Origin of the sequence: Streptomyces sp. NPDC052687 (assembly GCF_040678395.1) — a bacterium.
GTDB lineage: Bacteria > Actinomycetota > Actinomycetes > Streptomycetales > Streptomycetaceae > Streptomyces.
On the sequence record NZ_JBFATR010000009.1, the window covers coordinates 115953 to 130109 of the forward strand.

Here is a 14157-nt window from a genome sequence, read left to right on the forward strand (position 1 = left end):
ACGCGTCATACGTCACACGGGTACGCCATACGTTCATCCCCTCACGCAACAGACGTCCGGGGGGACGAGATGACCAACCCGTACACGAACCCGCACACGACACCGCCGCCGCCGCCGAACGCCACGCCTCCGGCCCCCGCGTGGGCCCGCAAGCGCTATGTGCTCCCGGCCCTCGCCCTGGCGTTCCTCCTCGGCATCGGAGCGGGCGCCGCCGGCGGAGAGGACACCACGACCGGCCAGAAGCCGATGGCCGCCGCGCCGGGGCCCAAGGAGACCGTGACGGCGACCGCGACGGTGACGCGGACGCCGGAGGCCGAACCCGCCCCGACCGTCACCGCCACCGAGACCGTCCGGGTCACGCGCACCGTGACCGCCCGGCCCGCGGCGGAGGCGGGCGGCGGCGACACGGACACCTCCGGCGACACGGACACCTCCGGCGGCGGCGACACCGACGTCTACTACGCCAACTGCACCGCGGTACGCGCCGCCGGCGCCGCGCCCATCCACCGCGGCGAGCCCGGCTACGCTTCCCACCTCGACCGGGACGGCGACGGCGTGGCCTGCGACACCTGAGCCTCGCCAGCGCCGGCCGGCGGCGGAAGGAGGAGTGATGGGAGGGCTGCCCGCTTATCGGGTGGAGGTCGGGGACGAGCCCCTCGAGCAGCCGGCGCGGCACTCCGTGGGGGGCCGGCCGTACCTGGAGGAGGGGCAGGGGTGGCCGGAGTGCTTCTGCGGGGCGCGGATGGCCTTGTTCTTCCAGCTCGACGTGCCGGCGGACGTCGAGGTGTTCGGCGGGGATCACCTGCTGGTCTTCCACTGCGGGGCGCACAACGACGCGACCGATCCGCCGGTGGCCGGCGGGCGGCTCGTGCCCCGGTACTGGGAGGCGCCCCAGCCGCCGTATCCGGCCCCCTTCTGGCGGGTGCTGATGCAGGGACCGGAGGCGAAGGCGGTGACGGAGACCGAGCCGGCCGTGTGCGCGCGGCCGCTGCGGCTGGTTCCCTTCCAGGACAGCCCGGAGCGGGCGGACTTCAAGGTGGGGGGCGAGCCGTCGTGGGCGCAGTTCCCCGAGTCGTACCGGTGTGCGTGCGGGGCCCGGCTGGCGTTCGTCTGCCAGGTGCCGGAGGGCGTGGAGTTCGCCGTCCGGCCGGGGCTGCCCGAGCAGCCGTACAGCATCGGCGCCGACACCTACAACCTGTTCCTCGGCAACGAGGTCTGCCTGCTGGCCTGCCCCGACCGGTGTGATCCGGCCGCGGTCTGGCCGGTCAACCAGCACTGAACGCGCGGCGCCCCACCCGCCGGGCGGGCGCGGCCGTGGGAACGCCGCCGCCACCGTCTCACCGGCCGGAGGCAGGGCAGGGCAGGCCGGTGAGACGGTGGCGGTCGGCGGTCCGGGGCGTGCGGCTCAGGCGGCCCGGACCTCGTACGCCGTCACACGTACGGTCTCGTCGTCCAGGCACTGCCCGGACTCCAGGTCGAACCGCTGCTTCAGCAGGGGCGAGGCGACGAAGGGGCGGCCCTGCCGGCTGCCCGTCAGGCCGCGGGAGAGGACGGCCGCGCCGGTGAACGGGTCGCGGTTGTCGATCGCGTAGAGGTTGCCCCCGCGGTCGCGGAACAGGGCCACCTGGCGGCCGTCCGGCAGCAGGGCCGCCACACCGCGCCCCGGCAGCAGGACGGTCAGGTCGCAGACCGTGAACCACTCGTCGTCCGCCAGCCGGAGCTGGACTTTCAGGTCGGTCGTCTCGGGTGCCAGAGTCATCGCTGGGCGCTTCCTTCCAGAACGTTGTCGTCGGCGGGGCGTCGCAGACCGATCGACAGCAGCGGCAGGTCCGGCTTCATCTGGTCGCGCTCGGGCACGAAACCGACCACCGGGTCGGGGGTGTCGGGCGCGTTGACGAAGGACACGAACCGGGCCAGCTTCTCCGGGTCGTTGATGGTCTCCGCCCACTCGTCGCGGTAGTGCGAGACATGCGCGGCCATCAGGCTCTCCAGCTCCTCGCAGATGCCGAGGGAGTCGTGGACGACCACGTCACGGACGTGGTCCAGGCCGCCCGGGATGCGCTCCAGCCAGGTGCTCGTGCGCTCCAGGCGGTCGGCCGTGCGGATGTAGAACATCAGGAAACGGTCGATCAGGCGGATCAGTTCGGCGTCCGACAGGTCCTGGGCGAGCAGGTCCGCGTGGCGGGGCGTCGCGCCGCCGTTGCCGCCGACGTACAGGTTCCAGCCGCTGGACGTGGCGATCACGCCGAAGTCCTTCGACTGGGCCTCCGCGCACTCGCGGGCGCAGCCCGAGACGGCCGCCTTCAGCTTGTGCGGGGAGCGCAGCCCCCGGTAGCGCAGCTCCAGGTCGATCGCCATCCGCACCGAGTCCTGCACGCCGTAGCGGCACCAGGTCTGGCCGACGCAGGACTTCACGGTGCGCAGCGACTTGCCGTAGGCGTGACCGGACTCGAAACCGGCGTCGACCAGACGGGCCCAGATCGACGGCAGCTGCTCCACGCGCGCGCCGAACATGTCGATCCGCTGACCGCCGGTGATCTTGGTGTAGAGGCCGAAGTCCCGGGCGATCTCCCCGATCACGATCAGTTTCTCCGGGGCGATCTCACCGCCGGGGATACGAGGGACGACGGAGTACGACCCGTTCTTCTGGAGGTTGGCCAGGAAGTGGTCGTTGGTGTCCTGGAGCGCCGCCTGCTCGCCCTCCAGGACATGGCCGTCGGCGCCGATGGCCGGGGCCAGCGAGGCGATGATCGACGCCACCGTCGGCTTGCAGACCTCGCAGCCGTCGCCGCCGCGCGCGCCCTCCCGGCCGTAGCGGTCCAGGAGGTCCTGGTAGGAGGTGACGCGCAGGGCGAGGACGATCTCGTACAGCTCCTCGCGGGTCTGCGCGAAGCAGCCGCACAGGCCCTTGTCGACCTCGATGCCGGAGGCCTCCAGCTCGGCGTCGACCAGCTGGCCGAGCACCTTGACGCAGCTGCCGCAGGTCGTACCGGCCTTGGTGCACTTCTTCACCTCGGGCACGGTGGTGCACCGGTGCTCGGTGACCGCCTCGCGGATCGTGCCCTTGCGGACGTTGTTGCAGGAGCAGATGATCGCGTCGTCCGGCAGCGCGGCCGGGCCGAGCTGGACGGGCGCGCCCGCACCGGCCGGCAGCACCAGCGACTCCGGCGAGACGGGCGGGACCGAGCCGGTGAACGCCTTCAGCGTGCCGTACGCCTCCGCGTCGCCGACCAGGATGCCGCCGAGCAGCGTGCCGTCGCGGCCGATGACCAGCTTCTTGTACAGGCCCGAGCGGGAGTCGGAGTAGACGACGTCGAGGCAGTCCTCGCTCGTGCCGTGCGCGTCGCCGAAGGACGCCACGTCCACGCCGAGCAGCTTCAGCTTGGTGGACAGGTCCGCGCCGGTGAAGCTCGCCTCGTCCGCGGCGATCGTCGCCGCCGCCGTCTCCGCCTGCTCGTAGCCGGGCGCGACCAGACCGTAGACCCGGCCGTCCGCGGCCAGCGCGCACTCGCCGATGGCGAACACGTGCGGGTCGGTGACCGTACGGCACTGCTCGTCGACCGCGATGCCGCCGCGCTCGCCGACCGCCAGTCCGCAGTCGCGGGCCAGCTGGTCGCGGGGGCGGACACCGGCGGAGAAGACCACCATGTCGGTGGCCAGCTCCGAGCCGTCGGACAGCTTCATGCCGGTCACGGCGCCCGCGGCGTCGGTCACGATCTCCTGGGTGCCCACGCCCGTGTGCACGGACAGGCCCATGTCCTCGATGGTGCGCAGCAGCGCCGCGCCGCCGCCCTCGTCGACCTGCACCGGCATCAGCCGCGGCGCGAACTCCACGATGTGGGTGTCGACGCCGAGGCCCTTGAGCGCGCCGGCGGCCTCCAGGCCGAGCAGACCGCCGCCGACCACCGCGCCGGTCGTCGCCCGCGTCCTCGCGTACTCCTCGATCGCCAGCAGGTCCTCGATCGTGCGGTAGACGAAGCAGCCGGTCGCGTCCTTGTTCGGCACCGGCGGCACGAACGGGTACGAGCCGGTGGCCAGCACCAGCACGTCGTAGTCGACGACCAGCCCGGAGCGGGCGGTGACCTTGCGCGCCTCCCGGTCGATCGTCTCGGCCGGGTCGCCGATGTGCAGCTCGATCCCGTGGTCCTTGATGAACTCCTCGTCGGTCAGGGAGAGGTCGTCCGGCGTCCTGCCCGAGAAGTACGAGGTGAGCGCGACGCGGTCGTAGGCGGGGCGCGGCTCCTCGCAGAGCACCACCACGCGGTGCGTGGCGGTCAGGCCGCGCGCGGCGAGCGCCTCCAGGAAGCGCTGGCCGACCATGCCGTGGCCGACGAGCAGGATCGTGGGGGTAGCCCCTTGGGTGGCGGTCATCAGGAGCCTCCGTCGTTGGTGAGCAGGTGGAGCAGGGGGCCGCCGTCCGAGGGGAGCGGCTCTGCTCCCTCCCAGGCGCGGGCGAGCGCGCCGACGGTGCCGAGTTCGCCGACGAGGACCCCGCCGACCAGGCGGTCGTCGCGGACGACGACCTTGCGGTAGGTGCCGCGGGTGGCGTCGGCGAGCTGCACGACGTCGTCGCCGGGGCGGGGCTGCGTCTCGCCGAACGCGGCGAGGTCGAAGGGGATCTGACCGGAGAGGGTGAGGCGGGTCAGGGAGCGGGTGCCGGTGTAGCGGGCGGTGCCGCTGCCCGTGAGCAGGGCGGCGAGCACGTCGGCCTGCTCCAGGGCGGGCGCGGCCAGGCCGTACACGGTCCCGTCGTGCTGGGCGCAGTCCCCGATCGCGCGGATGTGCGGGTCGGAGGTGCGCAGCTCGTCGTCGACCAGGACGCCCTTGCGCACGGCGAGCCCCGCGTCCTCGGCGAGGCCGGCGCGCGGGCGGACCCCGCAGGCCAGGACGACGAGGTCGGCGTCGAGGGCGTAGCCGTCGGCCAGCTCCACCGAGCGGACCGCGCCGCCGGCCACGCGCACGTCCCGCACCCGGCACTCGGTGTGCACCTCGACCCCGAGGTCGACGAGGTGGCGCCGGACCAGCTTCGAGGCGGCCGGGTCCAGCTGGCGCTCCATCAGCCGCTCGGCCTGCTGGGCGAGCACGACCTGCGCGCCGCGCAGCGCGAGCGCGCGGGCCGCGGAGACCCCGAGCAGCCCGCCGCCGATGACGACCGCCCGCACACCCGGCCGGACCGCCTTGGACAGGCCCAGGCAGTCGTCCATGGTGCGGAAGGCGTGGACACCCTCGGGCAGCTCGTGGTCCGGGGTGAACAGTCCGCGCAGCGGCGGCAGCACCGGGTTGGAGCCGGTGGCCAGGACCAGCGTGTCGTATGCGATCTCCGAGCCGTCCGCGCAGCGCAGGGTGCGGCCGACGCGGTCGATGCCGGTGACCCGGGCACGCGTCAGTTCCGCGGGTGCCGGGAGGGCGATCACATCGGGGCTGTAGCGGCCGGCCAGCACCTCGGCGAGCAGCACCCGGTTGTACGGACGGTGCTCCTCCTCGCCGATCAGCAGCGCGGGCGTGCCGAGCTCACCGAGCCGCCGGGCGAGCCGTACGCCCGCGAGGCCGGCGCCGATCACCACCACACGCGAATTCGAGGTCATGTTCCCGAGCGTGCGGTGCGGGTGTTACCCGGCGGCATCACGTCTGTTTCACGCGGGGAACTCTGCCCTCAGCGGGGGTGGGGGGTGGGTGTGAGGGGGCGCCGTCGCGACTCCGACGGCGCCCCCACCCGCTGCTGCTCCCGCTCAGGCCGTGGCCTCAGGCGGTGGCCGGCCGGGTGACCAGGAGGTCGATCACCCCGGTGGTGTCCTCGTCGCCGTGCCCGCCGTCCAGACGGCGCTTCATCAGGTCCAGCATGGGCCGCAGCAGCTCCTCGCTCACGCCCTGCTCCTCCGCCGTGCGCAGCAGGGTCCGCTGTCCGGCCTGCACCTGCATGGCGAGGTGGGAGACCACGCCCGTGGTGTAGTCGCCGGTCGTCAGCCGCTCGGCGGTTTCGGGCACCGAGCGGGCCATGGCGTGCAGCCAGCCCTCCAGCAGCGGGGCGAACTCCTTGGGCGCGATGTCCTCGCCGCGGATCAGCGCGAAGGCGTGCGAGATCCCGGCGAACATGCCGTACATACCGCTCAGCAGGGCCACGTCGTGCAGCGCCGCGAATCCCGGGTCGGTGCCGACGAACCGGGTGTCCGCCGGGACGGCGAGGGTGGCCCGGTGCTCCTCGAACAGCTCGGACGAGCCGCTGTAGAACACGTACGCCCCGGAGTCCGGCCGCCCGATCATCGGCGGTACGGCCATGATGCCCGCGTCCACGAACCGCGCGCCGCGCGCCTCGGCCCAGGCGGCGCGGGCCCGGCCCTCGGCGGGCGTGCCGGTGGTCAGGTTCACCAGGTCCCGCCCGGTCAGGTCGGCGTCCTCAAGCGCCTCGCCGAGCGAGGCGTCGTCCAGCAGGCAGGCGATCACCAGCCGGTTGGCGGCCACCGCCTCGGCCGCGCTCGCGGCGACCGTCGCGCCCTCGGCGGCCAGGGCCTCGGCGCGGGCCGGCGTGCGGTTCCAGACGGTCACCGGATGCCCGGCGGCCAGCCAGGCGCGGGCCAGGGCGGCGCCCATGGCACCGGCGCCGAGGAGGGTGAGCGGGGTGAGCGGGTCGAGCCCGGTGGAGGGCGTGCGGGGGCTCGGGGAAGCGGCGGTGTCAGTCATGGCGTTTAGCCTCGTGGAGGGTGAACTGCCTGCTCAAGTACGCACTTTCGAGTGGGTGGTTACCGCGAGGGAAGAGACCTGGCAGCGGGAGGGGCGGATGGCGGGCATGACGGCTGGACGGCGGGCGGGGTCGTACGTCTGCGGGGTTGACGCGGCGATGGACGTGATCGGCGGGAAGTGGAAGGTGCTCATCCTGTGGGCGCTGAGCGAGCGGCCGCACCGCTTCGGCGAGCTGCGCCGCGCGCTGCCCGGGGTGACCGAGAAGGTGCTCGCGGCGCATCTGCGGGAGCTGGAGGCGGACGGAATCGTGCACCGGGAGGAGTACGCCGAGGTGCCGCCGCGCGTGGAGTACTCGCTGACGCCGCGGGGCGTCACGCTGAAACGAGGCGCTGGAGCCGCTGGGGGCGTGGGGGAAGGCGAACGTACTGGGCGGGACGCAGGGGCAGGAGCGCGAACCGGAGCCGGTGCCGTGATCCGGCGTCAGCGGCTGCCCGTCAGACGGGCGAAGACGACGACGTTCCCCTGGTAGCCGGTGGCGCGCGAGTAGCCCCCGCCGCAGGTGATCACCCGCAGCTCGGGCCGGCGGGCCGGGCCGTACACCTTCTCGTCGGGGAAGTCGGCGGCCTGGTACACCTCGACGGCGTCCACCGTGAAGACCGCGACGGAGCCGTCCCGCCGGTCGATCTCGATGGTGTCGCCGCGCTTGAGGGCGCCGAGGCCGTAGAAGACGGCGGGCCCGTCGGCGTTGTCGACGTGCCCGGCGACGATCGCGGTGCCGCGCTCACCGGGCGTGGTGCCGGCCTCGTACCAGCCGGCGAGGTTCGGCTTGTCGGCCGGCGGGACCTCCAGGCTGCCGGTCCGGGTCAGGCCCAGGCCCGTCAGCGGGGCGTTCACCCGGATCGCGGGGATGCGGACGCGGTCGGGCGGGGACGGGGGCAGCGCCGGGGCGGCCGGGCGCTCCGCGGCCGGGTCGGCGTGCGCCTCGGCGGCCGAGGGCTGCGGCGGGGCGTGCGAGGCGGCGCCGTTGCTCAGCAGCCAGGCGCCGGAGCACAGGGAGACGGCGGTGACGGCGGCTATGGCGATGTTGCCGTGCCTGCGCATGGAAGCCTCCCTGGGCCGACGGAACCGGTGCACCGGTGGCACTGCCGGCACCGGTGGGGACCGGAGGGAACGGATGGCCGGGCCCGTACCCCCTCCGGGCCGCGAGGGGCGTCGGACCCGGAGGGGGAGGGGCGTTGCGGTACCGGCGGACGGACAGCGGAGGGTGCCCGTCAGATCCCGTCGCCTCTCGCCCGGCGATGCAGGAGCCAGGTACCGCCCGCGGCGGCGACGGCCAGAGCCGTCACGCCGGCCGCGGTCTGCACGGGGTCGGGGCCCAGTGCGCCGCCGACCCCCGTCTTCACACTTCCCCGGGGATGCACCGGCTGGGCCGAGGTCAGCGTGACCACCAGGTCGCCCCGGACCTCCCGGCCGTCCCCGGCGCACCGCGCGACGATCTCGTACGTCCCCGGCTGCGCGCTGGGCGGTACCCGGAACTGGCCGATCGCGTTGCCCTCGTGGGTGCTGGGCGCCAGCGTGAAGTGCCCGGAGCCCACGGCGCTGGCGTCGCCCGCGGCGGCGCCGTCGGCCCCGCACGCCGTGGTGTTCACGCTGACCGAGCCGCCCGGCACCACCGAGGACGGGTACACCTCCAGGCCGCCGGTGTCGTCGGCGTACGCGGGCGCGGCGAGCGGGCCCGCGGCGGCGACGGCGAGCGCGGTGCCGGTCAGCAGCCGGGCGATACGGCGCATCGGGGTTCCCCCTCGGTGGAGTGGAGCTGTCGGGTGCCGTGCACTTCCGAGGTAAGAGGCAGCGGCGCGAGCGCGCTTGCTGATGGATCGTCAGAAATACGGTGAACGGGTGCAGCGGCCGGCCGGCGCGCCCTCGCTCCGCGGTTCGTTTCGGCAGGTCACCGGCGCGCGGCGGGGCGTGCGGCAAGACGACCCGAAGGGTGCACGGGAAACGTGTGAACGGGTGACCGGGCCTGAGGACCGGGCGGACTTGACCTCAACCAAGGTCGAGGTACGAGCCTGTGCGGCATGGAGAACGCAACCGCCCGCACCCTGACCGCGGCGACCACCGCGACCACCGCGACCACCGCGACCACCGCGACCGCAGCGACCACCGCGCCCACGGCGACCACCGGGACCCATGAGTCGCCCGAGCCGCCCGAGCCGCCCCTGAAGGTGACCGTCGTCCTCGGCAGCAACCGCCACGGCCGCTTCGGCCCCGTCGTCGCCGACTGGCTGCTCGAGCGCATCCGCGAGCGGGACGACCTGGTCGCCGACGTCGTCGACGTCGCGGACGTCACCCTGCCCACGACCATGGAACCCGGCCCGCACGCCGACGCCGACCCGGTCGGCGCCCGGCTCGACGCGGCGGACGCCTTCGTGATCCTCACCCCCGAGTACAACCACTCCTTCCCCGCCGCCCTGAAGAACCTGATCGACTGGCACGTCACCGAATGGCGCGCCAAGCCCGTCGCCCTCGTCTCCTACGGCGGCATCTCCGGCGGCCTGCGCGCCGTCGAGCACCTGCGCCAGGTCTTCGCCGAACTGCACGCCGTCACCGTCCGCGACACCGTCTCCTTCTCCCACGCGGCCGGCGCCTTCACCCCCGACGGCCGCCTCAAGGACCCGGCCGCCCCCGAGGCGGCGGCGAGGACGATGCTGGACCAGCTGGCGTGGTGGGGCCACACCCTCCGCGAGGCCAAGCGGCGCCGCCCGTACGGGAGTTAGACCGCGGCGCGGTGGGGTCAGCGCACGCCCACCGCGCTCCACGCCGCCGCCACCGCCCGGTGCTCGGCACTGCCCGTGCCGTACAGGTCCGCGGCGGCCTCGAGGGTCGCGGTGCGGGCGCCGGTGTAGGTGGTGGAGGACGTCATGTAGACGGTCAGCGCGCGGTACCAGACGGCGCCCAGCCCGGCGCGGCCGATGCCGGTGAGCGTGCTGCCGTCGCAGGTGGGGGAGTGGTGGGCGACGCCGCCCACGGTCTTCGGGCCGCTGCCCTCGGCCAGCAGGTAGGCGAAGTGGTTGCCGATGCCGGAGGAGTGGTGGACGTCGAGGGCGGCGACCGCGGGGCTCCAGCAGTCGGGGGATTCGCCGTCGCGGGAGGGGCGGTCCATGTAGCGCAGGGCGCCGCGGCCGAAGCCGGGGCGGACGATCTTCTCGCCGATCAGCCAGTCGCCGGGGTCCTCGGCGTTGGCCGCGTGGAACTCCACGAGGGTGCCGAAGATGTCGGAGGTGGCCTCGTTGAGGCCGCCGGACTCGCCGGTGTAGGTCAGGTTCGCGGTCGTGGAGGTGACGCCGTGGCTCATTTCGTGCCCGGCGACGTCCAGCGACACCAGCGGGCCGAACGTCGTCCCGTCACCGTCGCCGTACGTCATGCAGAAGCAACTGTCGTCCCAGAAGGCGTTGTTGTAGCGGTTGCCGTAGTGCACCCGGTTGTACGAGCCCTTGCCGTCGCCCGCGATGCCCGCGCGGCCGTGCCGGGCCTTGAAGTAGTCCCAGGTGACGGCGGTGCCGTACTGGGCGTCCACCGCCGCGGAGGCGCGGTCCGCGGGCGTGCCGTCGCCCCAGTGGTTGTCGGCGTCGGTGAACACCGTGGCGGGGGCGCGGCTGACGCAGAGGGTGCCCAGCAGGCACAGGTCCGTCTGGTTCGCCGCGTCACCGGTGTGGGTGCCGCCGCGGACCGGGTCCTTCAGGGCGTACGAGGAGCCGGCCGGGGTGGTCTCCAGCGGGACCGTCCCGCCGTACAGCGAACGCCCGTCCCCGGCCGCGGACTCCAGGGTGTCCCAGGCGTCGACCCGCGCCCCGCTGCGGGCGTCCGTGATCACCGTCCGCGCCACCGGGTTGCCGCGCGCGTCGAGGGCGGCCGCCCGGGTGCGCCAGGCCAGCCGCGGCGTGCCGTGCAGCGCGTCGACCACCAGCTCCGGCCTGGTGGTGAGCCGCTGCAGGGGCTCACCGGGGTGCGCGGCCCGCAGCGCGTGCGCGGCCACGTCGGCGGCCTTCGGCGCGGGCAGCGCCGGGCTGACACTCGGCAGGGCGATGGACGCGGTCGTCGCGCGGTCGGCGCCCTCGTAGGCGCCGTCGGGGGAGAGGTGCAGGACGAAGTCGCCGCCGAGCACGGGCAGTTCGCGGTAGGTCCGGTCGTAGCGGATGTGCCGGCTCCCATCCGCGTCGACGACGACGTCCCGCACCCGCGTCTCCTGACCGGCGCCGAGGCCCAGGCTCGCGGCGCGCTCGGCGAGGATCGCGGCGGCGTCCGCCGGCGCGGCGGCCCGCGCGGGCCGGCCGGCCGCGCCCGCGGTGGGGGAGAGCGCCGTGGCCAGCAGGGCGGCGGTGGTCGTGGCGGCCAGGGCGTACGGCCGTATCCGGCTCATGGGGCTCCTTGAACTGGTCACACTGAGGGTGACCAAGATTCAAGAGGGCGTGGACATGCCAGAGCCAGGGGGAGGACGTGGAGGTGTGTGTGGGGAGAGAATCGCTTCTGTGAGTTCCGCGCGGACCCGTCTCCGGCTGCCCTTCTTCGTCTACGGCACCCTCCGCCCCGGCGAGCCCAACCACGACCTGTTCCTGCGCGGCCGCACCCGCGCGCAGGAGCCCGCCCGCCTGCCCGGCGCCGTCCTCTACGACGGACCCGGCTACCCGTACGCGGTCGAGGAACCCGGCGGGGTGATCCGCGGCGAGCTGGTCACCGCGCACGACGAGACCTACGCGAACTGCTCGCCGTCCTCGACCGGCTGGAGGAGTGCCGGGCACCGGGCGATCCGCGCAACCTCTACGACCGGGTCGCCCGCGAGGCCGCCCGCGACACCGACAAAACCGTCGTGCGGGCCTGGGTCTACCTGGCCGCACCCCCCGTCGCCGCCCGCCTGCGCGCCTCGGGCAGGCGCATCGCGAGCGGCGACTGGCGGGCGCGGCGGACGTAGCCGGGGTCAGTCCTCCGCCGTGCCGGCCGCGGGCAGCGCTTCCAGCCGCACCGCGCAGGCCTTGAACTCCGGCATCCGCGACGTCGGGTCCAGTGCCGGGTTGGTGAGGGTGTTGGCGCGTCCCTCGCCCGGCCAGTGGAACGGCATGAACACCGTGTCGGGGCGGATGGCGTGGGTGATCCGCGCCGGTGCGACGGCCCGGCCGCGCCGCGAGACGACGGCCACCGGATCGCCCTCGGCCGCGCCCAGGCGGGCCGCCAGCCGCGGGTGCAGCTCCACGAACGGGCCGGGCGCCGCGGCGTTCAGCTCGTCGACGCGCCGGGTCTGCGCCCCGGACTGGTACTGGGCGACCACCCGGCCGGTGGTCAGCAGCACCGGATACTCGTCGTCGGGCTCCTCGGCCACCGCCCGGTGCGACACGGGCACGAACCGGGCCCGCCCGTCCGGCGTGGCGAACCGGTCGAGGAACAGACGCGGGGTGCCGGGATGCGGCACGGCACCCGCCTCGCCGTCCCGGGCGGGATCGTCCCCGGCCACGTCGAACGAGGCGTCCTCGGGATCCGACGGCCCGACGCCGGCTCCCGCGGCGCCCCCGGAACCGGCGGCCGGCACAACATCGGCGTCCGCGAGGCCCGCGGGACCGGCGGCCGGCACGGCATCGGTGTCCGCGAGGCCCGCGGGACCTGTGGCCGGCACGGCATCGGTGTCCGCGAGGCCCGCGGGACCTGTGGCCGGCACGGCATCGGTGTCCGTGAGGCCCGCGGGACCTGTGGCCGGCACGGCATCGGTGTCCGCGAGGCCCGCGGGACCGGCGGCCGGCACGGCATCAGTGTCCGTGAGGCCCGCGGGACCTGTGGCCGGCACGGCATCCCCCGCCGCGCCCGCCTCTTCCGCCGGGCACGGCCAGAACACCCCGTTCTCCTCGACGAGCCGGCGGTAGGTGATCCCGGAGTAGTCCGCGGGCCCGCCCGCGCTCGCCCGCCGCAGCTCCTCGAAGACCTCCTCGGGGTCGGTCGGGAACCCCTTCTCCACACCCAGCCGCGCGGCCAGCTCGTGCAGGACCTCCAGGTCGCTGCGCACCCCCTCCGGCGGGGTGATCGCCCGCCGCCGCAGCAGCACCCGCCCCTCCAGGTTGGTGGTCGTCCCGGTCTCCTCGGCCCACTGCGTCACCGGCAGCACCACGTCCGCCAGTTCGGCCGTCTCGGACAGCACGACGTCGCACACCGCGAGGAAGTCCAGCGACCTGATCCGCTCCTCGATGTGCGCGGCGCGCGGCGCCGACACCACCGGGTTGGAGCCCATCAGCAGCAGCGTGCGGATGTCCGTGCCGAGCGCGTCCAGCAGCTCGTAGGCGCTGCGCCCCGGCCCCGGCAGCGAGTCCGGGTCCACCCCCCACACCTCGGCCACATGCCGCCGCGCCGCCGGGTCGTCCAGCTTGCGGTAGCCGGGCAGCTGGTCGGCCTTCTGGCCGTGCTCCCGCCCGCCCTGCCCGTTGCCCTGCCCGGTCAGACAGCCGTAGCCGCTGTACGGCCGGCCGGCCCGCCCGGTCGCCAGGCACAGGTTGATCCACGCGCCGACCGTGTCGGTGCCCTTGGACTGCTGCTCGGGCCCGCGCGCGGTGAGCACCATCGCGGACTCGGGCGCGCAGAACATCCGCACCGCCTCCCGCAGCTCGGGCACCGGCACCCCGGTGATCCGCTCCACGTACTCCGGCCAGTGCGCCATGGCCGCGGCCCGCGCCTCCTCCCAGCCAGTGGTCCGCTCGGCGATGTACGCCTCGTCGGTGCGGCCCTCGGCGACCACCAGGTGCAGCAGGCCCAGCGCGAGCGCGAGGTCGGTGCCGGGCCGGGGCGCCAGGTGCAGATCGGCCTGCTCGGCGGTCTTGGTGCGGCGCGGGTCGACGACGATGAGCGTGCCGCCGTTCTCCTTCAGCTCGGTGAAGAACCGCAGCGACGGCGGCATGGTCTCGGCGAGGTTCGAGCCGACGAGGATCACACAGCCGCTCTTCGGGATGTCCTCCAGCGGGAACGGCAGCCCCCGGTCCAGCCCGAACGCCTTCATCCCGGCCGCCGCCGCGGACGACATGCAGAACCGGCCGTTGTAGTCGATCTGCGAGGTGCCCAGCACCACCCGCGCGAACTTGCCGAGCGTGTACGCCTTCTCGTTGGTCAGCCCGCCCCCGCCGAACACCCCGAGCGCGTCCGCGCCGTGCTCCGCGCGGGTGCGCCGCAGCGCGTCCGCGATCCGGTCCAGGGCCTCGTCCCAGGAGGCGGGCACCAGCGCGCCGCCATCCCGCACCAGCGGCGAGGTCAGCCGCACCCGCGACGAGAGCACCGCGGGCGCGGTGCGGCCCTTGCCGCACAGCGCTCCCCGGTTCACCGGGAAGTCGGCGCGTTCCCGCACCTCGACGCCCCCGTCCGGGGTGGGCGACAGGTTCATCCCGCACTGCAGGGCGCAGTACGGGCAGTGGGTGGGCGTCGGGGTGCTGTTCATGCCCATCAGGGTCGGCG

Annotated in this window: 11 protein-coding genes and 2 pseudogenes; 5 read left to right on the top strand and 8 right to left on the bottom strand. The window is 74.4% G+C overall.

Annotated features, from left to right (window positions below; all coding sequences use genetic code 11):
* The first annotated feature begins 69 nt into the window (after window positions 1–69).
* Together AB0K92_RS11790 and AB0K92_RS11795 are read left to right on the top strand one after the other, a co-directional pair.
* Window positions 70–573, top strand: coding sequence for an excalibur calcium-binding domain-containing protein (locus AB0K92_RS11790; RefSeq protein ID WP_365921796.1), 504 nt, complete (start codon window positions 70–72; stop codon window positions 571–573).
* A gap of 37 nt (window positions 574–610) precedes the next feature.
* A complete protein-coding gene (locus AB0K92_RS11795; protein ID WP_365921798.1) occupies window positions 611–1279 on the top strand; it encodes a hypothetical protein in 669 nt (222 codons plus the stop codon).
* A gap of 126 nt (window positions 1280–1405) precedes the next feature.
* Here AB0K92_RS11795 and nirD read toward each other — a convergent pair whose 3' ends face one another.
* The 4 genes from nirD to AB0K92_RS11815 all read right to left on the bottom strand — a co-directional run bounded on the left by nirD (window position 1406) and on the right by AB0K92_RS11815 (window position 6588).
* A complete protein-coding gene (gene nirD / locus AB0K92_RS11800; RefSeq protein ID WP_165998185.1) occupies window positions 1406–1759 on the bottom strand; it encodes a nitrite reductase small subunit NirD in 354 nt (117 codons plus the stop codon).
* Entirely contained in the window at window positions 1756–4371 is a 2616-nt protein-coding gene (gene nirB, locus AB0K92_RS11805) for a nitrite reductase large subunit NirB (protein WP_365921800.1), read from the bottom strand. The genes nirD and nirB overlap by 4 nt, the downstream gene beginning before the upstream one ends.
* Complete coding sequence (locus tag AB0K92_RS11810) at window positions 4371–5585, bottom strand: FAD-dependent oxidoreductase (RefSeq protein ID WP_365921802.1); 1215 nt, start codon at window positions 5583–5585, stop codon at window positions 4371–4373. Before AB0K92_RS11810 ends, nirB begins: the two co-directional genes overlap by 1 nt.
* Before the next feature lie 157 nt (window positions 5586–5742).
* Entirely contained in the window at window positions 5743–6588 is an 846-nt protein-coding gene (locus tag AB0K92_RS11815) for an NAD(P)-binding domain-containing protein (protein WP_365921851.1), read from the bottom strand.
* Window positions 6589–6784: 196 nt separating this feature from the next.
* On the opposite strand from AB0K92_RS11815, the pseudogene AB0K92_RS11820 reads away from it, so the two are divergent.
* A pseudogene (locus tag AB0K92_RS11820) lies at window positions 6785–7151 on the top strand (helix-turn-helix domain-containing protein).
* 7 nt (window positions 7152–7158) lie between these two features.
* On the opposite strand, the gene AB0K92_RS11825 reads toward AB0K92_RS11820, so the two are convergent.
* Window positions 7159–7779 (bottom strand): class F sortase, encoded by a 621-nt coding sequence (locus AB0K92_RS11825; protein ID WP_365921804.1) that lies wholly within the window; start codon window positions 7777–7779, stop codon window positions 7159–7161.
* Window positions 7780–7949: 170 nt separating this feature from the next.
* A complete protein-coding gene (locus AB0K92_RS11830; protein WP_365921806.1) occupies window positions 7950–8468 on the bottom strand; it encodes a hypothetical protein in 519 nt (172 codons plus the stop codon).
* 288 nt (window positions 8469–8756) lie between these two features.
* On the opposite strand from AB0K92_RS11830, the gene AB0K92_RS11835 reads away from it, so the two are divergent.
* Window positions 8757–9455 carry an NAD(P)H-dependent oxidoreductase gene (locus AB0K92_RS11835; protein ID WP_365921808.1) on the top strand — a complete coding sequence of 233 codons (699 nt, stop codon included), beginning with the start codon at window positions 8757–8759 and terminating at the stop codon, window positions 9453–9455.
* A gap of 17 nt (window positions 9456–9472) precedes the next feature.
* On the opposite strand, the gene AB0K92_RS11840 is transcribed toward AB0K92_RS11835, so the two are convergent.
* Window positions 9473–11098: a M4 family metallopeptidase gene (locus AB0K92_RS11840; RefSeq protein WP_365921810.1), complete on the bottom strand. Its 1626-nt coding sequence runs from the start codon at window positions 11096–11098 to the stop codon at window positions 9473–9475.
* Between AB0K92_RS11840 and AB0K92_RS11845 the strand changes: the two are divergent.
* A pseudogene (locus AB0K92_RS11845) lies at window positions 11097–11647 on the top strand (gamma-glutamylcyclotransferase family protein). The gene AB0K92_RS11840 and the pseudogene AB0K92_RS11845 sit on opposite strands and share 2 nt — an antisense overlap.
* A gap of 6 nt (window positions 11648–11653) precedes the next feature.
* Here the strand turns inward: AB0K92_RS11845 and AB0K92_RS11850 are convergent.
* The gene (locus AB0K92_RS11850; protein WP_365921812.1) at window positions 11654–14140 is read right to left on the bottom strand and encodes a molybdopterin-dependent oxidoreductase; all 2487 of its coding nucleotides are present in this window, start codon (window positions 14138–14140) and stop codon (window positions 11654–11656) included.
* Window positions 14141–14157 lie beyond the last annotated feature (17 nt).